Raw genomic sequence first — 22,923 nt, 5'->3', positions numbered from 1 at the left:
CGACAAGGGCGGTCGCTGAAAGGCATCCAGGCAGGCCGGGGCATTCCCCGGCCTGCCTGTTTTTATGTGCCCATTAGAGATGATGTCGGGTAAACAACGCTGAGGGACCAGCCATGTGGAAGCGACTGCCGTTCCGCCTTCGGGGTTATCTGATCACCATGACCGGCGTGCTGCTGCTGTCGCCGGATGCCCTGTTGATCAAGGACACCCAGGCCGGGGTGGCGACCTTCATGTTCTGGCGCGGCCTGCTGCTGGGGAGCGTACTGCTGTTGATCGCGACCTTGCGCTATCGCTCGCGACTGCCGGGTGCCATTCGTGCCTGCGGCGCCGCTGCCTGGTGGTGTCCGCTGGCGTTCGCCGGCAGCGCCTGGGCCTTCGTCGGTGCCGCGCGCCTGACCGCCGCCGGCAACGTACTGGTAATGATGAACCTGGCGCCGCTCGTGGCAGGGCTGATCGGCATGGTCGTCTTCGGGCAGCGGTTGCGACGTCAGACCTGGGTGGTGATCGCCGTGTGCGTGACCGGCGCCTGCCTGATGGCGGCGGGCGAAATCGGCCAGGGGAGTCCGCTGGGACTGGCGATCGCCCTGTTCGTGCCGATCTCCATTGCCGTCAATACCACGGTGGCGAGTGTGCAGCGCGGCGACCGCCAGCGTGGGGTGGATACCACCGTCGTGCTGCCACTGGGCTGCCTGGCGATGCTGGTGCCGGCGGTGTTGCTGGGAGGCGTGCAACTGCCGCCGCCCGAGGACGTGTCGCGCCTGGCACTGCTGGCACTGTTCCTGCCGGCCGCCTATTTCCTGATCCAGACGGGCCCGCGCTATCTGCCCGGCGCCGAGGTCAGCCTGGTGATGCTGCTGGAAACCCTGGTCGGCGCTTTGCTGGTGTGGTGGTGGCTGGACGAGGTGCCACCACCGCTGGCCTTCGTGGGCGGCGGCATGATCGTCGCTGCCATGCTGACCAGCGGGCTGCGCGATCTCCATCGGCAACGCCGCAAGGCTGCCGCCGGCGCCCCGGACGAGCGCCTACTCCAGGAAGAGGCCATGCGCGAGGCGGAGAACGCCGACTAGTCGGCTGGTGTTGTCCGCTCACCAGACACCACCAGGCCGGTAAATCGAGCCAGCAGGGCGGCGGCATCGGGCGTTTCGGTGTCGCCGGTCTTGATGATCCAGAGCTTTATGCGCTCGCCCCACTCGACAGGCGTGCACCGAGTGCCGCCATGAAGCGCTGTCCCGCCTCGAGCTGTTCACGCTCGATGTATTCATCCGGTTGATGGGCCTGGCTGATGCTGCCAGGGCCGCAGATGAGCGTGGACAGTCCCTGGCGCTGGAACTGACCGGCCTCGGTGGCGTAGGCGACGGCCGAGGTGTCGATGTCGTCGCCCAACAGGGAGCGGCAGAGGGTCAGCACCTCATCGTTGTCGCGGTCGGCCAGGGCGGGCACCGTAACGTTGAGCGCTTCGGTGGCAATGCCGGCCTCGGGCGCGGTTTGCTGCATCTCGGCCTGCAGCTCGGCGGCGTAGGCATCGATGCGCCCGAGCAGTTCATCGACGTTGTCGCTCGGCAGGTGACGCACCTCCCACTCGAAGGTGCATTCCCGGGCCATGATATTGATCGCGGTGCCGCCTTCGATGCGACCGACATGCAGGCTGGAGTGCACCACATTGAAGGCCTCGTCGACGCGCCCCTCGGCCTTGAGTTCGGCCATCACGTCCTCGATCTTCGTCACCAGTCGGGCCGCCACATGGATGGCCGACACGCCCTGATAGACCTGACTGGAGTGCGCCGCACGGCCGGTGACCGTGGTGCGCAGGTTGGTCGCACCTTTTTGCGCCACCACCGGCTGCATCAGGGTCGGCTCGCCGACGATCACCGTCGAGGGGCGAGGGTGGTCGGACATCAGTCGCTCGATCATGCGCGGCGCCCCGACGCAGCCGATCTCCTCGTCGTAGGAGAAGGCCAGCCACAGGGGGCGTTCGAGCGTCATTTCCACCCAATTGGGCACTTCCGCCAGGACGCAGGCGATGAAGCCCTTCATGTCGCAGGTGCCGCGGCCGTAGAGGCGGCCGTCGTTGCCGTCGCGCAGCACGAAGGGATCGCTCGACCACGGCTGGCCGACCACCGGCACCACGTCGGTGTGTCCGGAAAGCACCACACCACCTTCCACCGCCGGCCCGATGCGGGCCAGCAGGTTGGCCTTGCCGCCATCGTCACTCTCGATGCGCCAATGTTCGACGTCATGGTCGTCGAGCCAGGCCTCGACCCATTCGATCAGGGCCAGGTTGGAATCTCGTGACACGGTGGCAAAGCCCACCAGGCGTTCCAGTATCTCGACAGCGGTCACGGCGCACTCCTGGTCAAGTGTTCGTCTCAAGGGTTGGTGGGAGATTATCACGAGGGCCGGGCCTGCCGCAGTGTCTGGTGTGCGAGCGCTGCGCGATGGGGCACTTGGGGTCGTCATGATAAACCCCGACTATCGGGTCAATGGTCACACTGACCTTTGCGAAAATAATTAACAAGCTTATTGTGCGCATCACTTGTTTTCCGACCCGGGCGTCGCCATAACAGCCAACGCCCGTTCGCCACAGGAGTCGAATCGATGACCGACACGACACTTTTCACCCCCTTTCAACTGGGCAGTCTTAGCCTGCCCAACCGCGTCATCATGGCGCCTTTGACTCGGGCGAGAACGCCCGACAGCGTGCCCGGCAAGCTGCAGCAGGTCTACTACGAGCAGCGTGCGGGGGCCGGGTTGATCATCAGCGAAGCCACCAACATCTCGCCGACGGCTCGTGGCTATGTTTACACCCCCGGCATCTGGACCGACGAGCAGGAAGCGGGGTGGCGGCAGGTCGTCGACGCCGTGCATGCCAAGGGCGGGCGCATCGCCCTGCAACTCTGGCACGTGGGTCGTGTCTCGCATGAGATGGTTCAGCCCGATGGCCAGCAACCCGTGGCACCCAGCGCTCTCAAGGGCGAGGGCGCCCAGTGCTTCGTCGAGTTCGAGGATGGCACTGCCGGACGTCACCCCACCAGTACCCCGCGGGCGCTGGAGACCGACGAGATCCCGGGGATCGTCGAGGACTATCGGCAAGCCGCCGTGCGGGCCAAGCGCGCCGGTTTCGACATGCTGGAAGTGCATGCGGCCAATGCGTACCTGCTCAACCAGTTCCTCGCCACCGGCACCAACCTGCGAACCGATCGCTATGGCGGCTCGATAGAGAATCGTGCGCGCTTCCCGCTGGAGGTGATCGATGCCGTGACCGAGGTGTTCGGCGCCGATCGTGTGGGCATTCGCCTCACGCCTTTCATCGAGATTTTCGGTCTCAGCGACGATGAGCCCGAGGCGATGGCCCTCTATCTGGCCGAGCAACTCGATCGACGTGGCCTGGCGTACATCCACCTCAACGAGCCCAACTGGGCCGGTGGCGATACCACCTTCCCGGAGGGCTTCCGCGGGCGGATGCGTGAGCATTTCAGTGGCGGGCTCATCTATTGCGGCCATTACGACGCTGAACGTGCTCAACAGCGCCTGGCAGAAAACACCGCTGATCTCATCGCCTTCGGTCGCCCGTTCATCGCCAATCCCGATCTGCCCGAGCGCCTGCGCACCGGTGCCGCGCTCAACGAGCCGGATCAGGACACCTTTTACGGCGGCAACGAGCAGGGCTACACAGACTATCCCTTCCTCGACAACGGCCATGACCAAACTGCCTGAAGGCAGTGACCTAATCTCCGTTCAGGTTCGTTCATCAGCCCGGCCAGCGTGCCGGGCTTTATGTGTCAAGGCGGTGTGGCATGATGATGAAGTCACTCGGGGATCTTCCGGGTGTCAGAGAGGCCTCATCAAGCGGCTCGAGGACAGCAAATGCCCCGTTATCATTCCCGTCAGTTGGCCGAAGTGTTGCTGGCCGTGCTGGGTATCTGGCTGGTGGTCAGGCGCATGCCGGATTATGCCGCTTCGTTGTATGTAACGTGGTCGAATTCGATACCGGGACAAGCTGCCGATGGCCCGAACATCCTGTTCCTGCAAAGCGTGCATTTTCTGGTCGGTGTGCTGCTGGGGCTGGCGCTGATCCTGGCACGCAAGCCGCTCGCCGCCTGGCTGTCGCCCGCGCCGACCGATGCCTCGGCATCCACCGAAACACTGGTCGCAGTGGGAGCGGCCATTGTCGGTATCTATCATCTCGCCGGTGGCGTGGTCACGCTGGCCACGCAAATGGCCTCGGCCAGCCATGCCGTTCTCTGGCAAGGTGGTGTATCGGTAGTCGTCGGCCTCGCCCTGTTCGTCTTTTCTGTCGGTCTGGGGCGATTGTGGAGGCTGCTGCGGGGCCATGCTGGACCGAGTGTCGAGTGAGCGGATTCGTCCCGTTTTGCCGGTGGCGAATAAAGCCGGGCACACATGTCGAGCACTACAGAAACAGGAGATTCTCATGGCCGAGTCGCGGACCGTTGCGCGCTGCACATGCGGAGAAGTCGAGCTTGAAATGACCGGCCACCCCATCTTGAGTGCCGCCTGTCACTGCGATGATTGTCAGGCAGGGTCCGAGCAGCTCGAACGACTGCCCAATGCGCCGAAGATCCTGGACTCGGCAGGTGGGACCGCCTACCTGCTCTATCGGAAAGATCGTGTCAGATGCCCCAGGGGAGACGAGCATTTGAGCGACCACAAGCTGAAGAGCACGTCACCCACGAGCCGTGTCGTGGCGAGCTGTTGCAATACCTTCATGTACCTCGACTTCCAGAGGGGGCACTGGTTGTCCATGAGCCGAGACCGGTTCGTCGAGGATGACTGGCCGTTGCAGGTGCGCATTCAAACCCGTTTCAAGCCTGAAGGCAGCACGCTCCCCGACGACGCACCGAGCTACTCGGCCTACCCCTTCAAGCTCATCGGAAAGCTCGTCGCGGCCCGAATCGCCATGCTGTTTCAGCGCTGAGCGGCTCGGCTCTGGCCCCGTGGCTGCTGCCGATCATCCATGACATCGTGCTCGCCCATCATCCCGCCCAGAGCTCGGGCTTTGAACGACGTCATCGACCCATCAGTGGGGCCTGTACTCGAAACAGGCAATGCCACTCGATGACACGGATCACGTTCGCTCAGGTCGAGCACCAGCACGCAAGAAGGCCCGGTTTTCAGCACTCACTCTCGCTCGCTTTTCGTCGAGCGCAGTAATACTCGATCCATGCCTCGGGTGCTGAGCACTCGCTTGAGTGCGGCGAACAGGTGGGTGGGCAGCGTTACCGCGTAACGGGGCCTGGGGCGCGGGTGTTCCAGGGCGTGGATGAGTTTTTCCACCACGGCGTCGGGACCAAGCGCGAAAGGCGTCTTGCCGTCCGGATTGGCCAGCCGGGCTTCCACTTTCTCGTAGGTGTCGGCATGGGCGCTGTGGGCGGTGTCGATATTCGCCTTGAAGGCGCGGTGGGCGTTCTCGCGGAAGCGGCTGGTGATCGGGCCGGGCTGGATCAGGCTGACGTGGATACCACTGCCCATCAGCTCCTGGCGCAGGGTGTCGGTCAGGCCTTCGAGGGCGAACTTGGAGCACACATAGGCGCCGCGATAGGGCAAGGCGGCAAAGCCCAGCACCGAGCTGTTGTGCACGATGCGACCATGGCCCTGGGCGCGCATCATCGGCAATACGCGGGTGGTCAGCTCGTGGGTACCGAGCAGATTGGTCTCCAGCTGTGCCCGGAGCACGTCGCGGGTCAGGTCTTCCACCGCGCCGGGCTGGCCGTAGGCGCCGTTGTTGAAAAGGGCCGTCAGCGCGCCGCCGGTGCGCTGGCTCACTTCCGCCACCGCGGTCTCGATCGAGGCGCTGTCGGCGAGATCCAGCCATAGTGCCTCGAGGCCTTCTTCTTCGAGCCGTGCGACGTCGTTGTCCTTCCTGGCGGTGGCGAAGACCCGCCAGCCGCGCGCCGCCATTGCATGGGCCGCGGCATGGCCGATACCGCTCGAGCAGCCGGTGATCAGCAGGCTGCGTGCCGTCGTCTCTGGGGTGTCTGGCATCCTTGTGCCTCCGTGTGTCGATCTGGATTCCACCTTCCGGTGGCTGCACTCATCCGCTGACCAGCCTGGCGCGACTGGTGCCGTTGCCGATGGGGGCGACGTGAATCTGCACCGGGATGCGTTCGTGCATTTCCTGGACGTGGGAGATCACGCCGACGCGCCGGCCCAGGGCTTGAAGGCCGTCCAGCGCTTCCATGGCCAGGGCCAGGGATTCGGGATCGAGGCTGCCGAAGCCTTCGTCAATGAACAGCGATTCGATGGTCAGCTCGCCGGAGGCCATCGAGGCCAGCCCCAGGGCGAGGGCCAGCGAGACCAGGAAGGTCTCGCCGCCGGAGAGGGAGTGGACCGAGCGGCGTTCGTCGCCCATGTCGCGGTCGACGACCAGCAGGCCGAGTTCGCTGCCGCCGCGCACCAGGCAATAGCGTCGGCTGAGGCCGGTCAGGTGCGCATTGGCGTGTTCCAGCAACTGTTCGAGGTTGTAGGCCTGGGCGATGCGTCGGAATGTCTTGCCGTCGGCGGAGCCGATCAACTCGCTGATCCGTCCCCAGCGGCGATATTCGGCGCGGGCCGTTTCCAGTTCGGCCTGACCTTGCTGCTGGCGTGCTCGCTTGCGGTCGTCGTCGCGCAGGGCATGCTGGGTCTCGTCGCGATGCTGCTGGGCGGCCTCCAGAGCGGGGGCGAGGGCCTCACGTTCGCTGGCCAGCGCCGCGCGTCGTTCGCGAATCCTTGTCTCGATGCTGTCGCCCAGCAGGGGCGTGTCGTCTTCATCGGTTGCGTCGTCCGTGCCCAGCGCCTGGTCGCGGCGGTGGGCGAGCAGTGCCTGGCGGCGCTCGGCGAGGGCGGCGTCGGCCTGCTGGAGCGTTCGCTCGGCGGCGTCCAGTTGTTGCTCCTGGCGCTTCACCTCGTCGTCGGATTGATCCAGCAAGCGGGCGAGGGTGGCGTCGTCCAGTTCGGGGTGGGCCCGACGCCATTCAGCCAACTCGCCGTCCAGGCTGTCACGCTCCCGGAGCAAGGCGTCGAGGCGCTGGCGTTCATGGTCGCGCTGCTGGGTGAGGCGTTGCACTTCCTGCCTGGCGTCATGCAATTGACTCAGCGCGGTATCGCGGGCTTGATGAGCCTGGGCCTGCCGATTGTCGAGGTGTTGCTGCCAGGCGTCCGGCGAGGCGTGTTCGCCGAGACGGGCCTGGAGTCGACGCGCGAGGTCGTCGCGTTGCGCCTGTAGCGGCGGCAGCCGTTCGGCCAGCTCGGCCAGTTCCTTGTCGAGCGCTTCTTGCTGGGTCCCGAGGCGGGCGAGGACGAGTTCGTCCTGCTGCAACGCCTTGTCGAGAGGCGCCAGTTCGGTTTCGGCCCTGGTCAGGTCGTCCAGCACCTGTTGGTGATGCGCCCGGCGGGTTTCGCTGTCAGCGCGTTGCTCTGCCAGCCAGGCGTCGCGCCGGGTCTCGTCGATGGCCGCGAGTTCCGCATGAAGGGGATGTTCGTGCAGGGCCTGGCGCGCCTCGTCGAGCTGTTGCTCGGCCGCGCGAGCGTCTTGCTGGCGCTGCTTGAGGGCAGCCTCGAGGGCGCGATATTCGCCGACCAGATGGTCGCGTTGCTGTTGTGCCCGGTCACGTTCTTCCTGCGCTTCGCTCAACTGGCGGTCTTCCTCCTGTTGCTGGGCGGCCAGTTGTGCGGCTTCCGGCGTCGGCGGCGGTTGATGGCGCCAGGGATGATCGAGGCCGCCGCAGACGGGGCAGGGTTCGTTCTCTTGCAGGCCCTCGCGCAGCATCGCCACGCTTTCGCTGCGCACGGCGCGACTGCGTTCGATGACGGCGGCGACGCTGATGTAGTGGCTGTGCTTTTCGTCGAGCTGTCGGCGGGCGCTTTGGCCCTGTTCCAGCAGGCTCGCCAGGCGGCGTTCGTCGTCGTGTCGCTGTTCGGTCAGTCGTCGATGCGCCTCGGCGGCGTGGCTGACCTGTTGCCAGCGGCTGGTCAACTCGTCCAGGGCCAGGCGGCGTCGGGCGGCCCGGTCGAGAAGCTGCTGGGCGGCCTGACGGGCATCTTCCAGGTGCTGGTGATCGCCCATCAACTGCGCGAGCGTTGCCTGCCAGGCGTCGCGTTGCCGGCGGCGCTCGTCATGTGCGGCCCTGGCGTTCCGGTACTGGCTGTCGAGCTCGGTGCCTTGCCTTTGGCGTTCGGCCTGGGTTGCCTCGTCTCGCTTGAGTTGCTGCTCGATGCCGGCGAGCTGCTGGGCCTGTTCCCGGGCCTCGCGCAGCGCCGGCTCGGCCTGACGACGCGCTTCCTGGGCTGCATTGAGCGCTTGCTCGGTTTCAGTATGAGTCTGGCTGGCCTGGTGGTGTGTCGCTTCCGCCGCCTCGAGGGCCTTGAGGGTCTCGTGGTGGCGGGCGTCCAGCGTGGCGATCTCGTCGGGCAGGGCGGCCTGGCGCTCGAGGCGGTGACGCTGCGGCAGGATCAAGCGGCGCCACTGTCGGTCGGCGCGGGCATCGGCCAGCGCCTGCCAGTCGGCCTCGGCATCCTTGTGCTGTCGCTGGCCTTCGATGAGTGCCTCGCGCAAGCGAGTGTCGGTGTCGTGCCAGCGTTGGCGGTCGTCCAGCCGGGCTTGCTGTTGCTGGAGGTCGGCCAGGGCCTGACGGGCGGTCTCGGCCTGTTGCTCGAGCGCCGCGCGGGCCTCCGTCTCGGCGGGCAGGTCGTCGGCGAGCTTGGCCTCGAGCGTCTCGACGCCTTTTCTGGCCTCGCTGGCCCGGCGGTAGGCGGCGCGTGAGATCGCCGAGTACTCGGCGGTGCCGGTCAGGCGCTCCAGCAGGTCGCTGCGTTCGTTGTCGTCGGCCTTGAGGAAGGCGGCGAACTCGCTTTGCGCGAGCAGCACGGCGCGGGTGAATTGCTCGAAGGTCAGGCCCAGGCGCTCGGGCAGCAGGCGCTCGAATTCGCGCTTCTGGGTGGTCAGCAGGCGGTCGTCGTCGAGATCGCGCAGCGACTGATCGGCGCCTTGCAGGCGGCCGTCGGCCTTGTCGCGGGCGCGACGCACCGCCCAGCGGGCACGGTAGCGGTGACCGTCGCGGCCGACGAAGTCGACCTCGGCATGGCCGCTGGCGGTGCCCCGGCGCAGCAGGGTGCGCGGGTCGCTGGTGGTGAGAGCCTGGCCCGAGGGATCGTCGACCTGGCTGTCACGGTTGGGAGCCTGGCGCAGGCGTGGCGTGTTGCCGTAGAGCGCCAGGCACAGGGCATCGAGCAGGGTGCTCTTGCCGGCGCCGGTGGGTCCGGTGATGGCGAACAGGCCGGCCGAGGCCAGCGGCTCGGTAGCGAAGTCGAGCTCCAGCGGGCCGGGCAGCGAGGCCAGGTTGGCGAGTCGCAGGGCGAGGATCTTCATGCGCCGGCCTCCGGGTCGTCGAGCACTTCCTGGTGCAGGCGGTCGAAGTCGGCCAGGACGTCGTCGTCGGGCGGGGAGTCCCAGCGTTCGCGCCAGGTGCGCTCGAAGAGCTTGCGCGGACCGAGCGTCTGCAGGTCGACGCGCTTCGAGGCGGTGTCGGCTTCGCTGTGGGGCAGGCGGCGCGAGAGCCGCAGCAGGCGCAGGGCCTTGCCTTCCAGGGCCGACTCCACACGGGCGCGGAGGTCGGGCACCGGGGTATCGAGCGCGACCGTGACTTCCAGCCATGGCCAGCGTTCGCGGGGCAGGGTCGGGTCATCGGCCAGGGCATCCAGTTCGGCGAGTACCTCGTCCAGCGGTGCCGGGCCGAGGCGGTGCATGGCCACTGGACGCGGTACGCGGAGCGTCTCGCTGCCGGCCAGTCGTTCGCCGTCGAGGCTGACCTCCACCACCTGGTGGGGATAGTCGACCTCGCTGAAATCCAGCGGTAGGGGGCTGCCGCTGTAGCGAATACGCGGCTCGCCGACCTGCTGGGCACGGTGCAGGTGGCCGAGCGCCACATAGGCGATGTCGTCGGGAAAGAGGGCCGCGGAAATCGACTCTTCGCCGCCGATCACGATGGGCCGTTCGCTGGCCTCGGAGACGGTGGCGCCATGCAGGTGGGCGTGGCTCATGGCGACCAGCGCCTGGCCGGGTTCGCGACGCCGGCGGGCGGTGTCGATCAGTCGTTCATGGACGCTCGAGATGCCGCTGACATAGTCGTCGGCGTCGCCACCGGTGACCTCGGCAGGCCGCAGGAAGGGCAGCGCCAGGCACCAGGCCTGTGTCGCGCCGGTGGCGTCGGTGAGCGGCACCAGCAGGCGGTCGGCGTCGAGTTCGCCGTCTTCCCGCCACACGACGCGGCCCAGTGCATGGGTACGCAGGCGGCGCATCAACGGAGCGGGCAACTCGATGCGGTTGCCGCTGTCGTGGTTGCCGGCGATCAGCACGATATCCAGTTGCGGCAGGCGCTCATGAGCGGCGACGATGAAGTCGTACAGGAGCTCCTGGGCGCGCAACGAGGGATTGACCACGTCGAAGATATCACCGGCGACCAGCAGGGCATCGGCCTCGCGCTCGACCAGGGTCTCGAGCAGCCAGTCGAGGAAGGCACGATGCTCGGTGTGGCGCTCCTGGCCGTGGAAGCTCTGGCCCAGGTGCCAGTCGGCGGTGTGGATCAATTTCAGCATCGGCGCCCCGGTGGCTCATCGCATATCAAGAGTCGTAGTCTAACCCGAGTGACGGCCATGAATCAGGAAGCTCGAATGTCCACCTCTCCCTTGCATGACTGGAACCTCGCGCCACAGGCGGCCATCGAGTTGCAGAAGCGGCTGGCCGGTCGGGTGGAGCTCGAGGATCGTCTGGATCCGGTGAGCCGGATCGCCGGTGTGGACATCGGCTTCGAGGAGGGCGGTGAGATCACGCGGGCGGCGGTGGTCGTGCTGGCCTGGCCGCCTATCGCCACCGGTGACTTCGAGGTGGTGGAGCAGGTGGTGCATCGCGAGCCGACGCGCATGCCCTATATTCCCGGACTGTTGTCGTTTCGCGAGGTACCGGCGGCCCTGGCCGCCTTCGCAAGGCTGACGACGCAGCCGGAACTGATAATGGTGGATGGCCAGGGCATCGCTCACCCGCGCCGGTTGGGTGTGGCCAGCCACCTGGGGCTATGGCTCGACCTGCCGACTCTCGGTATCGCCAAGTCGCGCTTGTGTGGCCGCCATGCCGAGCCGGGCAACGAGAAGGGCGACTGGACGCCACTCAAGCACGGCGAGGACACCATTGGCGCGGTGCTGCGTTCGCGCACCAACGTCAAGCCGGTGTTCGTCTCGCCGGGACACCGCCTCTCGCTGCCCACGGCCCTGGACTGGGCGACGGCCTGCCTGGGACGCACCAAGCTGCCCGAACCGACCCGGCTGGCGGATCGGCTGGCGTCGCGGCGAGGCTAGATGAGGCTGCTTTCGGCGGGTGGTTCCGCTGCGGCATGGGACGTCAAAGGCACCTGGATTGAGGCTATTTCCCCTTGTTCCGGTGAGGGCAGCCGGGCCAGCAGCATGGGCGGCGCTTTCCCGCCTTGAGGTCGGAACTCACCCTTGAGATGCGGCGGAGCCGCGTCTCGTGTTTCTTGGCGTCTTCGACCCAGCAGATCCATTCATTGCGCGCGATGGGCGTAATGTCCTCCCATCGTTCCAACGCCGATTCGTCATCGACGAGGCTCTGTCGCAAGTCTTCGGGGATATCGTGCACGACACCGGTGGAGATGGCGGCTTTGGACTCGAGAGGGCTCATTGCGTGGGTCATCGGTTCATGGCGATCCTGTCAGGGTAGATCCGGGGACGATCATCGGCCAGCGGCGAATACCCTGCACAACGGTCTCAGGACGTCAGCATCCGTTTGCCTGGCCTACATGAACAACAGCCAGCCGCCGCCAGCCACCAGCACCAGGCCGAGCGTGTCGTCCAGTCGCTTCCAGGGGGCGATGACCTTTTCCAGCAGGATGACCAACGTCAGCAGCGCCATGCACGCCAGGCTCATCACGCCGCCGACGAACATCAGCGCCATCAATGCCCAGCAGCAGCCCGCGCAGTAGAAGCCGAGCCGGAGGCCGGCGAGCAGGGCGCGATGCCGTTTGTCGGGGAAACCTTCAGCGAGCATGCCCAGCGGGCTGCGACAGTAGCGCAGGCAGGCTTGCTTCCATGGCGTCCACTGAAAGATGCCGGCAGCCATCAGCAGCACGCCGGCGAGAAGGTGGCCGCTCAGTGCCTGGGAGGGCGTCAGCAGGCCCAATGCATGAAGGCCCCATTGGGCAGCCGTGGCCAGTGCCGCATAGCCCGCCCAGACGAGCAGATAACCGAGCGTGAACAGATAGGGCAGCGCTCCGCCCGTGCCGCTGCGGGGCCTGGCAGTGGCGAACATCAGGATGCCGGGTGTCGCGCCGGGTAGCATCATGCCGACCATCATCACCATCCACATGCTGAACGTCGCCCAGGGCTGGAAGGCCATGGGGGTATCCAGTGTCGGCATGCCTTCGGCCATGCGCACCAGATACCACCAGCTCAGCAGGCTAGCCAGGATCAGGCAGGCGAGCAGCAGGGCTTGGCTGTGGCGCAGTGCCTGGAGAGGAACGGTTGGCATCCCGGGCGACTCCCGGCAGCGTTACGCCGCCTGATACTGGAACGGTGAATAGAAGGCGGTACGCCCCTCGAAGCGCCAGTCCAGGCCGTAGCCACTGTGCGCGATGCGCTCCGAACGCGCGACCGTGCCGGTATTGCCCGGTGCCACCGCGACAGGATGGCCGCTGATGGTGACATCCTCGCCGTTCTGGCCCTCGATGGCGGTCAGCGATGCCTCGGCGATCTCGCCGACCTCGAGTCGATGGTGTCGTCCCTCGATGTCATAGCGCATCGGGGTCGACTCGACGCCCAGAATCTCGCCGACGAAATCGGCCAGGGTGGCCGGATGTCCTCCGGCGGATCCGCCGAAGATCTCCACCAGAGCATCGTGCTGTTGCTGGCTGGCACTGTCATCGATGTAGACCACCACCTTCCAGTCGCCGGCGGTCATGTTGCCCGGCGCGTGCAGGGCCATGGCCAGATTCAAGCCGTCTAGGGAAATCTCGCCCATGCCACCACGCTCGATGTGCCATGCCACCAGGGCATCGCAGGTACCTTCCGTGGGGTCTCCGGCGAACAGGCAGGGGCAGGCTCCCTTGCAGCTACAGGCCTCGAAGAAGGTGCCCTCGACTTGCCATTGCTGGGTCATGATCTTGCCTCCTCTTCGTTGGGTGCGTGACAGGCATCGCGGGATGCCGTGCCCCTCACTTATAGCGTCCCGGCTGGAAGTGCGGGCTAGGAGACGATGAGAATTCCATGAGAATCGGCGTGGAACGACGATGAGACGGTCTTGCTAGGCTGAAGGTGCATGGCATATGGGCGGAAACGATGGCTGGGCTGGAAAGGTCGGGCCCGTGTCTCGCCGGTGACTTGGTGGGCCGGGACGCGGAACGTGAGCAACTGGCGACCCTGCTCGACGAGGCAGGGCCGAAGGTGATGTGGGTACATGGGGTGGCGGGTATCGGCAAGAGCGCTCTATTGCAGCGCTTCGTCCACGATGCCGAGCGGTGCGGGGCACGCTGCCTGTATCTGGACGGCCGGGAGGTCGAACCGACGCCCGAGGGTTTTCTGGTGGCACTGGGTGAGGCGGCTCAGGTCGGCATCCAGGCCTCCGGGGATCTGGCCGGGATTCTGGAGGGGCGGGAGTCGGCGCCTCTGATCGTCGTCCTGGACTCCGTCGAGGCGCTTCGCCTGCTGGATACCTGGCTGCGTTCATCGTTGGTGCCCCGGTTGCCCGAGGGCGTGCGTTTGCTGTTCGGTGGGCGCCATCGGCCGACGACGGGCTGGCTCGTCGGCTCCAGGGGGCTCGAGGTGCGCGTGGTGCCCTTGGGTCCGCTGGACAAGGGAGATGCGCAGCGCTGGCTGGAGCATCTGAAGTTCAGCGATGCCCAGGCCAGCGTTCTGGCCAGGCGGTTGCATGGTCATCCCATGGCGATCCGGATGGCGGCCGCGACGCTGCCGGCAAGGCCAGAATTCCACTTGCCCGAGGCTTCCCTGCAACGCGTCATGGATGAGCTCTCCGATCTCTATCTGGCGGATATCCCGGATGCTCTCCAGCGTCGACTGCTGGAAGGCGCCTGTGTGGTGCGTCGCATCACCGAACCGCTGCTGCAGGCGATGTTCCCCGAGACCTCGCCTGCCGATGCCTATGCCCGCCTGCGCCGGCTCGATGTCGTCGAGGCCCTGCCGGATGGGTTGGGTCTGCACGAGATGGTACGCGAGGCGCTCGGCAGGAGTCTGTTGGCGCGTGACCCGCAGCGTCACGGTAGCTATCGTCGTCGGGCCTGGCAGGCGCTGGCGGCCCAGACGACTGGCTCGGGACGCAGCGAGCTGTGGCGTTACACCGCCGATCTCCTTTATCTGGTCGAGAATCCTGTCGTGCGCGAGGCCTTCTTTCCCAGCGATCGTTCCGAGCTGGTGGTGGAGCCGGCCCAACCATCGGATGCCGACAGCTTGCGGGAGATTCTCGAGCGCCACGAAGGCCCCGAAGGGATACGCATCCTGTGGCGCTGGTGGCAGGCGATGCCCGAATCTTTCTGCGTGGTGCGGGATGCCGTTGGGCAATGCCAGGGCTTGTGTTGCCGTTTCGATCCACGACAGGCCCCAGCCGGGTGCTTGGCCGAAGACCCTGTCAGCTTGGCCTGGTGCGAAGCTCTGAAGGCCTCCCCCGTGCCTGAAGGGCAGCGGGTGCTGTTCATCCGTCGCTGGCTGGGGCGCGACGACGGCGAACGACCGGGCGAGGTCCAGGCTGCCTGTTGGCTGGCCCTCAAGCGGGATTACATGGAGATGCGTCCGGCGCTGCGTCGTGTCTACCTGGTGCTTGCCGATCTTTCTCCCTATGCAGCGGTGGCCGAGACCCTGGGTTTCCAGCCACTGCCGCAGTGCGGCGTATCTCTGGACGGCCGCAAGTACACTACGGCGGTACTCGATTTCGGGCCTCGTTCGGTGGATGGTTGGCTGGCGTGGCTGGCGGCCATGGAGCTGGGGGTGACCGGCGAGAGTCCGTGGCTGGATCGACAGGCACATGAACTGATCCTCCAGGATCGACGCATCGCCCTGACGCCGCTGGAGTTCGGGGTGCTCGCCTATCTGGTGGACCGCGAGGGCGAGGCGGTCACGCGTGAACGACTGCTCAGCGATGTCTGGGGTAGCCGTTACACGGGATTCAGCAACAAGGTCGATGCCGTGGTGGTCGGGCTTCGGCGCAAGCTGGGAGAGGACGCGAGCTGCATCGAGACGGTCGCCGGAGTGGGATATCGTTACCGGCGAATCGATCATCCCGGAGACGGATGAGCACTTGATCCCCCATCGCTGGACGAACGGGCTATACTGCGGCCCGATTTTCCTGATGAGCCGACCAATGACCGAACATATCGACGATCCGCTTGCCGCCACCCGCCATTGGGTCGAGTCCTTCGTGGTCGGCCATGAGGTCTGCCCCTTTGCCGGGCGTGAGGTGGCCCGCGACAGCATTCGCTACGTGGTGCTGGAGGCCAATCGGCTCGACGCGGCCCTGCTGCGGCTGATGGAGGAGTGCTGGCATCTCGACGCGCATCCCGAAACCGAGACGACCCTGCTGGTGTTGAGCGAAGGACTGGCGGACTTCGACGATTATCTGGATGCGCTGGGCCTGGCCGAGACGCTGCTGGCGGAACAGGGCTATGAGGGCGTCTATCAACTGGCGAGCTTTCATCCCGACTATCAGTTCGAGGGCGAGACCGAAGATGCACCGCGCAACTTCACCAATCGCTCGCCCTGGCCGATGTGGCATCTGATTCGTGAGGCCGGGCTCGAGCGCGCCCTGGCCCATTATCCCGATCCCGAAGGCATCCCCGCGCGTAACGAAGCCCGTATGCAGGCGCTGGGCACCGAGCGGCTGGCCGCTTCCCTGGCCGCATTACGCGGTGCCGGTCGATAATCCTCGGCGGTGAGCATGTCGCTCATGCCAGGGCGAGCCAGGTGTCGCTGAGCCAGCGGCCGGCGTGTTCGATCTCGGCTTCCGTGGCGCCGGCATAGCCGAGGACCAGCCCGGGCCGGCCGGGAGCACGCAGATAATAGCCGGAGAGCGGCGACAAGCGCAGTCCGGCTTGCTGTCCTCGCCGGACCAGTTCATCTTCCATTTCATGGCTGGCCAGGTAGGCGACCAGGTGCATTCCCGCGTGACCGGACGAGAGCTCGAGCCCCCGGGCAACCGCCGGTGCCAGCGCGCGGCGTAGTGCCGTCTGGCGGCTTCGGTAGCACTTGCGCATGCGCGCCACGTGACGGGAAAAGTGCCCTTCGTCGATGAAGTCGGCCAGCGCCGCCTGGGCCACGTACTGGCCCTCCCGGTGCAGGCGGGCGTTGACGCGCTGGAAGGTGGCCACCAGCGATGGCGGCAGGACCAGATAGCCCAGTCTCAACCCCGGATAGAGCACCTTGCTGAAGGTGCCGACATAGATCACCGGGGCGTTGTCCATCAGCCCCTGGAGCGAGGCGATCGGCGCGCTGGTGTAGCGGAATTCGCTGTCGTAGTCGTCTTCGATGATCCAGGCGCCATGCTGCCGGGCGAGCCCCAGCAGCGCCGTGCGGCGCGACAGCGGCAGGGTCGCGCCACACGGATACTGGTGCGACGGCGTCACATAGATCAGCTTGGGTGGCGGCGTCCCGGCGGGCAGCGAGGCGACGTTCAGGCCTTCGTCGTCGACCGTCACCGGCTGCAGGGTCAGCCCCGCCGAGGCGAAGCAGGCCTGGGCGCCGCCGTAGCCAGGTTCCTCCAGCCAGACGTTGTCTCCGGCGTCGGCGAGCAGGCGCGCGATCAACTCGAAGCCCTGCTGTGCGCCCTGGGTGATCAGGATCTGCTCCGGCTGGCAGCGCACTGAACGCGACAGCCGCAGATAATCGCACAGCGCCTCGCGCAGAGCGCTCACGCCGCCTTCATTCCGGTAATCGAACCAGTCGACGGGTGCCCGCTGCTGGTGACGGCGCAGCAGGCGTTGCCAGCGTTCACGCGGGAAGCGGTCCAGTGCCGGAACACCGGGGGCGAAGGCCGTGTACTGCGCACTCGGTGCAGCAGTCGCGAAATCGAGAAGGCGCTCGCCGCGGCGAGAGAGGGCCACGGGCGGTGTCGCTTGAACCGCGGGGCGCTGCCGTGGTTCCCATTGCCAGTTGGCGACGAAGACGCCGGCCCCCGGACGCGATACCAGAAAACCCTCGGCAATGAGCCGGTCGATTGCGCCGAGCACGGTGTTGCGTCCGATGCCGAGTTCGCTCGCCAGCTGGCGGGACGAGGGCAAGGCGCTTCCCGGGGGAAAGCGGTCCTGCTGGATGCCGCCGCGCAGGGCGTCGTAGAGGCGCTGGCCGAGCGTTCGCTCGTCCGGCTCGGCCAGTTGAAGGTTCAGCGCTTCCTGGATCCAGAGTCGATGGGCATTCGGGTTCGAGTCGGCCACTGGTTCCCCATATGTCGCCAGAATTGGTTCTTCTTGGGGAACCATTATGTCGCCAGACTGAGGCTTCGTCATGTTCGAAAGCGAGTCTTGCCATGATCACGATTTGCCCTGCCACCGAGGCCCATCTCGACGACCTGGTCCCCCTGGTCGACGGTTATCGCCAGTTTTATCGCCAACCCGGCGATGTCGACGGCGCCCGCCGCTTCATGAACGAACGCTTCGCAAAGGGCGATGCGCATGTGCTGCTGGCCCTCGACGAAGACGACCATGCCGTCGGGTTCGCGCAACTCTTTCCGGTGCCTTCGACGACCGGCCTGGCATCGCGCTGGATTCTCAACGATCTGTTCGTCATGCCCGACGCGCGTTGCCGGGGGGCCGGCAGCGCCTTGCTGGAGGCGTCTCGCGAGCTGGCCCGCCAGCATGGCGTGCCGCAATTGATGCTGCGCACCCAGGTCGAGAATGCGACGGCCAAGGCCCGTTATCATGCGCTTGGCTGGCAGCGCGACGAGGCCTTCGATACCTACCTGCTGGCGGTCTGAGAGTGCGATGGCATGACGCATGACATCAATGACTACGGTCAGCCGGTCGGCCCCGAACTCGCTCACTGGAAAGCGCCGTCGGCGCTCGAGGCCGAGTGTCTGGAAGGGCGCTTCTGCCGACTGGAACCACTGGATGCCGGCCGCCATGCCGAGTCGCTGTGGCAAGCATGGCGGGAGCCGGCCCCGGCGCTCGACAACGACCATGAAGCGTGTGCCCGCTGGACCTATCTCGGTGGCCGCCCGTTCGACGACGAGGCCGGCTGTCGGGCCTGGTTGGCGCGCATGGGTGAGGACCGCGAGTTGCTTTGTTATGCCGTGGTCGACCTTGCCGATGGGCAGGCGGTGGGGCTGGCGGCCTATCTCAATAGCGTGCCGGTCGATGGACGCATCGAGATCGGCCATCTCAATTTCTCGCCGCGCCTGTCGCGTACCCCGATGTCCAGCGAGGCGCTGATGCTGATGATGGCCCATGCCTTCGACAAGGGATATCGGCGTCTCGAGTGGAAGTGCGATGCGCTGAACGCCCCTTCGCGGCGTGCTGCCGAACGGCTCGGCTTTCGCTTCGAGGGCGTCTTTCGCCAGCACCGGGTCGTCGCCGGGCGCAACCGCGACACGGCCTGGTTCGCGGTACTGGATGGCGAATGGCCGGCGATTCGCGATTGCCATCGCCGCTGGCTGGCGCCGGAGAACTTCGATGCCGCGGGGCGTCAGCGCCGCTCGCTTGCATCGATGACCGCCGCCCTGCAACCAGCCAATTCCCGACCTTGAGAGTGAGCCGTCATGTATCAGCCACCCCAGTTCCGCCTCGACGGGCGCGTCGAATGCCATCGGGCCATCGAGGCCGCGCCCTTCGCCACGCTGGTGACCCGTGACGCATCCGGCGAGCTAAGCGCCGATCACTTGCCGCTGCTGCTGGCACCGGCGGGGGACGAGAGCTCATCGGATGTCCTGCGTGGCCATATTGCCCGTGCCAATCCGCTGGCTCGGCATCTGGCAAGCGGCGCCGATGACGTCGAGGCGCTGGCGATCTTTCATGGGCCCCAGGCCTATATCACGCCGAGCTGGTATCCGGCCAAGCAGGAGCACGGCAAGGTGGTGCCGACCTGGAACTATCAGGTGGTGCATGCGCATGGCAGGCTGCGCCTGATCGACGATGCGCGCTGGTTGCACGAGTTGGTGACGGCGCTCACCGAACGCTTCGAAGACGAGCGGGAGAGTCCCTGGCGGGTAGGCGATGCGCCCGACGATTATATCGCGGCGATGTGCCGCGCCATCGTCGGGGTCGAGATCCGAGTCGAACGCCTGGAAGGCAAGCGCAAGGCCAGTCAGCACCGGCCGCTCGAGGAGCGCCGGGCGATTCACCGGGGATTGCGGGACGAGTACGGCTACGACGATGGCGATGCCGCCTGTCTCGGCGGCATGCCGACAAGGGGTTAGACGATATCCAGCGGCTCCTTGCCCACGGGTGTCGGAAAGGCGGCGTCGAGCCGGGCCAGGGCGTCGTCGTCGAGGGAGGCCCCGAGCGCGGCGGCGTTGTCGCGCACGTGCTGTGATTGCACGGCCTTGGGAATGGCGATGACATCGCGCTTGCCATCCACCGGGCGAATGGCCCAGGCCAGCAGCAACTGGGCCGGAGTGAGATCGCGCTCGGCGGCCAGTGCCGTGACCTCGGGGTGATCGAGCAACTGACGGCGCAGGCGGCCGGCCTGGGCCAGCGGGCAGTAGGCCATCAGCGGCATGCCGTGATCGCGTTGCCAGGGCCGCAGGCTGTGCTCGATGCCTCGTGAGCCGAGGTGGTAGAGCACCTGGTTGACAGCGCACTCGTCTCCGCCCGGCGTTGCATTCAATGCCTGCATGTCGTCGATATCGAAGTTGGAGACGCCGAAACGGCGGATCTTGCCGGTTTCGCGCAGTCGCTCGAAGGCCTCCAGAGTCTCGTCCAGCGGAATGCCGCCGGGCCAGTGCAGCAGGTAGAGATCCAGATAGTCGGTGCCCAGGCGTTGCAGGCTGCGCTCGCAGGCGGCGATGGCGCTGTCGCGGCCGGCATTCCAGGGATAGACCTTGGAAACCAGGAAGGCATCGTCCCGGCGGCTACGCAATGCCTCGCCGACGACTTCCTCGGCGCCACCGTCGCCGTACATCTCGGCGGTGTCGATCAGCTTCAGGCCGAGATCCAGTCCTTGCTGCAGGGCGCGTACCTCGTCGGCGCGAGGTGCCAGGCCTTCGCCCATGAACCAGGTACCCTGACCGATGGCGGGCAGCTCGATGGCAGCTTCATGGGACGTTTCGGCGAGGCTGACGCGGGGCGGAGTCGTCATGGCGCATCCTCCTGATGGGTTGTAGTTGTCCATGGTTCTGGAAGAATTTTCCATATATTCTGGTCGTCGGCCTTTCGGGATGCAATGGGCTTGTTTCCCGGGACGGTCATCCTCATGGTCTATCGTGTAGGAGCGATACTGCGACCAACCCAAACAGCGAGGAGTCGACATGAGCATCAAGAAGAACGGAAGCGCCGTCTGGCAAGGCGGTCTCAAGGATGGCAAGGGCACGGTGTCCACCCAGAGTGGCGTGCTCGATGAGGTATCCTACAGCTTCGCCAAGCGTTTCGAGGGCGAGGGCGGTTCCAACCCCGAAGAACTGATCGGGGCCGCCCATGCCAGCTGCTATTCGATGGCGTTGTCGATGATTCTGGGCGAGGCGGGTTATACCCCGGAGCGTATCGCCACCCAGGCGACGGTCTCCCTGGAGCAGGATGCGGATGGATTCAGCATCAACGCGATTCATCTGGAGACTCGTGCCAGCGTGCCCGGTGCCGATCAGGCGGCCTTCGAGGATGCCGCCAACAAGGCCAAGGCGGGTTGCCCGGTGTCCAGGTTGTTCAATGCGGAGATTTCGCTGGACGCCAAACTGGAATCGTAATCGCGCTCGACGACTTGTAGAGACTTTCCAGATACTGCTTGGAGCGTACTTCCGAACTTTCAATGGCAGCGGGTGCCGGGGATAAGACGGAGCGAGGGTCATCCGCCATGGATGGCGGATGTAGCGCCCAGGGAAGGGTTCACAGCGCCCTCGCGAAGGCTTGTCGCCGGAAAAGCCCGCTCCTGCCCGTTGAGCTTTGAAGGGAACTCCCAGCACTGCTTGAAATACCCTTTGCATGACCATGAAGGCCACCTCCGGGTGGCCTTCGTGCGTTCAGGACCGGCGGGTGGCGTCGATCAAGGCCCGGATCAGGCGTTGCTGGGGGCGATTGAAGATCAGCCACTCGGGATGCCACTGCACGCCGATCAGGAAGTCGTGATGACGGGATTCGATGCCCTGGACCAGGCCGTCACGGTCCCGGGCGACGATGTCGATGCCTTCGCCGGCCCGTTGCACGGCCTGGTGATGCAGACTGTTGATGCGGCACCAGGTGACCCTGAGGATCCGGTTGAGCTGGCTGGCGCCGACGATGTCCACGGTCTTGCGGGGCAGCACGGTGCGCCGGGGCTTCAGGCCCTCGTGGCTGGTGTAGATGTCGGGATCCAGGGTGCCGCCCAGGTGTACATTGATCAGTTGGGCGCCGCGACAGATGCCGAGCACCGGGATACCGCTGGGAATGAAGCGTTCGAGCAGCTGCAGCTCGAGCTCGTCGCGTTCGGGGTCGACGCGTACATCGAGGTGCATTTCGGCGCCGTAGAGGTGAGCCTGGATATCGTCACCACCACCGATGATCAACCCGTCGAGATGCGGTGGCACGGGCCGCGTGGGCGAGAGCCGCAGCGGCTGGCCGCCGTGACGCCAGACGGCGAACCAGTCGAACCACCAGGCGATGCGGCTCTTGCGGTCCGAGGTGGTGATACCGATCAACGGACGACTGGCCATCAGCGACCCAGCCTCCGACGCAGGGCATACCAGCAGCGGCGCGGCCAGGCGGGACGGTGGCGCGCAAGGTACTCGGCGCTGCGTTCGGCCAGGGTGTCCGGCGCAGCAGCCAGTTTTTCGACCTCCAGCCAGCGGTTCCACTCAAGGCTGGAGCCCCAGTCGGCCTCGGAGAGCTGGGCGTTGGGCAAGCGGTAGTGGTAGGTCGGGCGTGGCTGGACGAGCTGGTTGCTCAACAGTTCGTGGGGATGCTCCGGGTCGAGATAGGCGAATAGCGGCAGCAGGTCGAGTTCGCGGTTGCGGGTCGGGTTGTACTCCAGGTAATCGTCGATCAACGTCCGCAGGTCCGGTTGGTAGTCCGGGTCCAGCACCTTGAGCGCATAGGCTCGCGAGAAGGGATTGGCGTGGGGCAGGACTTCCCGGGTGATGTCGACATGAATCTGCTCGCGCAGCCAGCGCGCCGTCAGCAGATAGGCGCGCAGGCAGGCCAGGATGTCGTCGAGCTCGAGGCTGGGGGCTTCGGGATTGAGGTGAAGACCGAAGCCGTAGAGCAGGCTGGCGTCGGTGCCCTTGGCACCATGTCGGCGCAAGGCATCGAACAGGGCGTCGAGCTCGTCGAGCTCGTTCCAGGGAACCGGCGGGCAGACGATCTCGGTGGGCACCAGCCCGGTGACCACATCGCCGATCAGCTCGCGGGTGCGGGAATGGAAGTCCTGGCGCATGCGCTCCCATTCGCTGTCGCGGTAGGCCTCGGCGTCGAGACGTTCGTGGTCCGGGTGGGCATACTGGGTATCCAGTTCGATGCCGAAATCGCCCCAGCAGGCGTTCTTGAGCTTGAGACGATGCGCGCTGATCACCTCGAGTTCGCCACCGAACAGCGATTGGACCAGCTTGGCCGTTTCCCTCGGCGGCAGACCGGCGAACTCGATCTCGACGCCGACCCGTCGAGTCTGGCCCTTGACGTTATCGGGGATGGGTGGCGGTTGCGGCGTCATGACGGCATCCTGTTGTCAGGTTTCGGCAGCCTAACACACTGTCTGGCCATCTTTATGTCAGGATATGCCGTTATACCGTGACTCTCTGGATGGAGA

At 66.0% G+C, this 22,923-nt stretch carries 22 protein-coding genes; 11 read left to right on the top strand and 11 right to left on the bottom strand.

The genetic code is table 11. From position 1 onward, the window contains the following. Positions 1–113: 113 nt before the first annotated feature. A complete protein-coding gene (locus HELO_RS12060) occupies positions 114–1,067 on the top strand; it encodes a DMT family transporter (RefSeq protein WP_013332947.1) in 954 nt (317 codons plus the stop codon). 106 nt (positions 1,068–1,173) lie between these two features. On the opposite strand, the gene argE is transcribed toward HELO_RS12060, so the two are convergent. Then, positions 1,174–2,340 (bottom strand): acetylornithine deacetylase, encoded by a 1,167-nt coding sequence (gene argE, locus HELO_RS12055; protein WP_013332946.1) that lies wholly within the window; start codon positions 2,338–2,340, stop codon positions 1,174–1,176. Positions 2,341–2,595: 255 nt separating this feature from the next. Between argE and HELO_RS12050 the strand changes: the two genes are divergently transcribed. From HELO_RS12050 to HELO_RS12040, 3 genes are all read left to right on the top strand, one after another. Further along, positions 2,596–3,714 carry an alkene reductase gene (locus HELO_RS12050; protein WP_013332945.1) on the top strand — a complete coding sequence of 373 codons (1,119 nt, stop codon included), beginning with the start codon at positions 2,596–2,598 and terminating at the stop codon, positions 3,712–3,714. 150 nt (positions 3,715–3,864) lie between these two features. Next, complete coding sequence (locus tag HELO_RS12045) at positions 3,865–4,353, top strand: hypothetical protein (protein ID WP_013332944.1); 489 nt, start codon at positions 3,865–3,867, stop codon at positions 4,351–4,353. A gap of 76 nt (positions 4,354–4,429) precedes the next feature. Next, positions 4,430–4,933: a GFA family protein gene (locus tag HELO_RS12040; RefSeq protein WP_041602113.1), complete on the top strand. Its 504-nt coding sequence runs from the start codon at positions 4,430–4,432 to the stop codon at positions 4,931–4,933. A gap of 203 nt (positions 4,934–5,136) precedes the next feature. On the opposite strand, the gene HELO_RS12035 is transcribed toward HELO_RS12040, so the two are convergent. From HELO_RS12035 to HELO_RS12025, 3 genes are read right to left on the bottom strand one after another with little or no spacing between them, the layout of a single operon-like run. After that, positions 5,137–6,000: an SDR family oxidoreductase gene (locus tag HELO_RS12035; protein WP_013332943.1), complete on the bottom strand. Its 864-nt coding sequence runs from the start codon at positions 5,998–6,000 to the stop codon at positions 5,137–5,139. A gap of 49 nt (positions 6,001–6,049) precedes the next feature. Further along, positions 6,050–9,364 (bottom strand): AAA family ATPase, encoded by a 3,315-nt coding sequence (locus HELO_RS12030; protein ID WP_013332942.1) that lies wholly within the window; start codon positions 9,362–9,364, stop codon positions 6,050–6,052. Further along, entirely contained in the window at positions 9,361–10,590 is a 1,230-nt protein-coding gene (locus HELO_RS12025) for an exonuclease SbcCD subunit D (protein WP_013332941.1), read from the bottom strand. Before HELO_RS12025 ends, HELO_RS12030 begins: the two co-directional genes overlap by 4 nt. A gap of 75 nt (positions 10,591–10,665) precedes the next feature. Between HELO_RS12025 and nfi the strand changes: the two genes are divergently transcribed. Next, positions 10,666–11,346 (top strand): deoxyribonuclease V, encoded by a 681-nt coding sequence (nfi, locus tag HELO_RS12020; protein ID WP_041602112.1) that lies wholly within the window; start codon positions 10,666–10,668, stop codon positions 11,344–11,346. A gap of 64 nt (positions 11,347–11,410) precedes the next feature. Here the strand turns inward: nfi and HELO_RS12015 are convergent, their stop codons facing one another. The 3 genes from HELO_RS12015 to HELO_RS12005 all read right to left on the bottom strand — a co-directional run bounded on the left by HELO_RS12015 (position 11,411) and on the right by HELO_RS12005 (position 13,159). Beyond that, entirely contained in the window at positions 11,411–11,686 is a 276-nt protein-coding gene (locus HELO_RS12015; RefSeq protein WP_041602574.1) for a YdeI/OmpD-associated family protein, read from the bottom strand. Between the two features lie 114 nt (positions 11,687–11,800). Beyond that, positions 11,801–12,532 carry a DUF2182 domain-containing protein gene (locus HELO_RS12010; RefSeq protein ID WP_013332939.1) on the bottom strand — a complete coding sequence of 244 codons (732 nt, stop codon included), beginning with the start codon at positions 12,530–12,532 and terminating at the stop codon, positions 11,801–11,803. 21 nt (positions 12,533–12,553) lie between these two features. Then, positions 12,554–13,159 (bottom strand): DUF1326 domain-containing protein, encoded by a 606-nt coding sequence (locus HELO_RS12005; protein ID WP_013332938.1) that lies wholly within the window; start codon positions 13,157–13,159, stop codon positions 12,554–12,556. Between the two features lie 224 nt (positions 13,160–13,383). Here HELO_RS12005 and HELO_RS12000 point away from each other — a divergent pair, with 224 nt between their 5' ends. Together HELO_RS12000 and HELO_RS11995 are read left to right on the top strand one after the other, a co-directional pair. Continuing rightward, the gene (locus HELO_RS12000) at positions 13,384–15,303 is read left to right on the top strand and encodes a winged helix-turn-helix domain-containing protein (protein ID WP_162301214.1); all 1,920 of its coding nucleotides are present in this window, start codon (positions 13,384–13,386) and stop codon (positions 15,301–15,303) included. 67 nt (positions 15,304–15,370) lie between these two features. Then, positions 15,371–15,928, top strand: a complete 558-nt coding sequence (locus HELO_RS11995) for a DUF1415 domain-containing protein (protein ID WP_041602111.1) — start codon at positions 15,371–15,373, stop codon at positions 15,926–15,928. A gap of 22 nt (positions 15,929–15,950) precedes the next feature. Here HELO_RS11995 and pdxR read toward each other — a convergent pair whose 3' ends face one another. Then, complete coding sequence (gene pdxR / locus HELO_RS11990; protein WP_013332935.1) at positions 15,951–17,435, bottom strand: MocR-like pyridoxine biosynthesis transcription factor PdxR; 1,485 nt, start codon at positions 17,433–17,435, stop codon at positions 15,951–15,953. Positions 17,436–17,527: 92 nt separating this feature from the next. Between pdxR and HELO_RS11985 the strand changes: the two genes are divergently transcribed. Genes HELO_RS11985 through HELO_RS11975 form a run of 3 tightly spaced genes read left to right on the top strand, consistent with a single transcriptional unit; the run spans position 17,528 to position 19,411 of the window. Continuing rightward, entirely contained in the window at positions 17,528–17,974 is a 447-nt protein-coding gene (locus tag HELO_RS11985; protein ID WP_041602110.1) for a GNAT family N-acetyltransferase, read from the top strand. A gap of 12 nt (positions 17,975–17,986) precedes the next feature. Continuing rightward, positions 17,987–18,742, top strand: coding sequence for a GNAT family N-acetyltransferase (locus HELO_RS11980; RefSeq protein WP_013332933.1), 756 nt, complete (start codon positions 17,987–17,989; stop codon positions 18,740–18,742). Positions 18,743–18,754: 12 nt separating this feature from the next. Next, positions 18,755–19,411 (top strand): FMN-binding negative transcriptional regulator, encoded by a 657-nt coding sequence (locus tag HELO_RS11975; RefSeq protein WP_013332932.1) that lies wholly within the window; start codon positions 18,755–18,757, stop codon positions 19,409–19,411. On the opposite strand, the gene HELO_RS11970 is transcribed toward HELO_RS11975, so the two are convergent. Next, a complete protein-coding gene (locus HELO_RS11970) occupies positions 19,408–20,292 on the bottom strand; it encodes an aldo/keto reductase (protein WP_013332931.1) in 885 nt (294 codons plus the stop codon). The two genes, HELO_RS11975 and HELO_RS11970, sit on opposite strands and share 4 nt — an antisense overlap. Before the next feature lie 169 nt (positions 20,293–20,461). Between HELO_RS11970 and HELO_RS11965 the strand changes: the two genes are divergently transcribed. Continuing rightward, complete coding sequence (locus tag HELO_RS11965) at positions 20,462–20,893, top strand: OsmC family protein (RefSeq protein ID WP_013332930.1); 432 nt, start codon at positions 20,462–20,464, stop codon at positions 20,891–20,893. A gap of 273 nt (positions 20,894–21,166) precedes the next feature. Here HELO_RS11965 and HELO_RS11960 read toward each other — a convergent pair whose 3' ends face one another. Then, positions 21,167–21,835, bottom strand: coding sequence for a gamma-glutamyl-gamma-aminobutyrate hydrolase (locus HELO_RS11960; RefSeq protein WP_013332929.1), 669 nt, complete (start codon positions 21,833–21,835; stop codon positions 21,167–21,169). After that, positions 21,835–22,827 carry an amidoligase family protein gene (locus tag HELO_RS11955; protein ID WP_013332928.1) on the bottom strand — a complete coding sequence of 331 codons (993 nt, stop codon included), beginning with the start codon at positions 22,825–22,827 and terminating at the stop codon, positions 21,835–21,837. Before HELO_RS11955 ends, HELO_RS11960 begins: the two co-directional genes overlap by 1 nt. Between the last annotated feature and the right edge of the window lie 96 nt (positions 22,828–22,923).

The organism is Halomonas elongata DSM 2581, assembly GCF_000196875.2.
In the GTDB taxonomy this organism is placed as follows: domain Bacteria; phylum Pseudomonadota; class Gammaproteobacteria; order Pseudomonadales; family Halomonadaceae; genus Halomonas; species Halomonas elongata.
The sequence above is the reverse complement of the archived record's forward strand: the minus strand, read 5'-3'. Positions and strand labels throughout refer to the sequence as shown.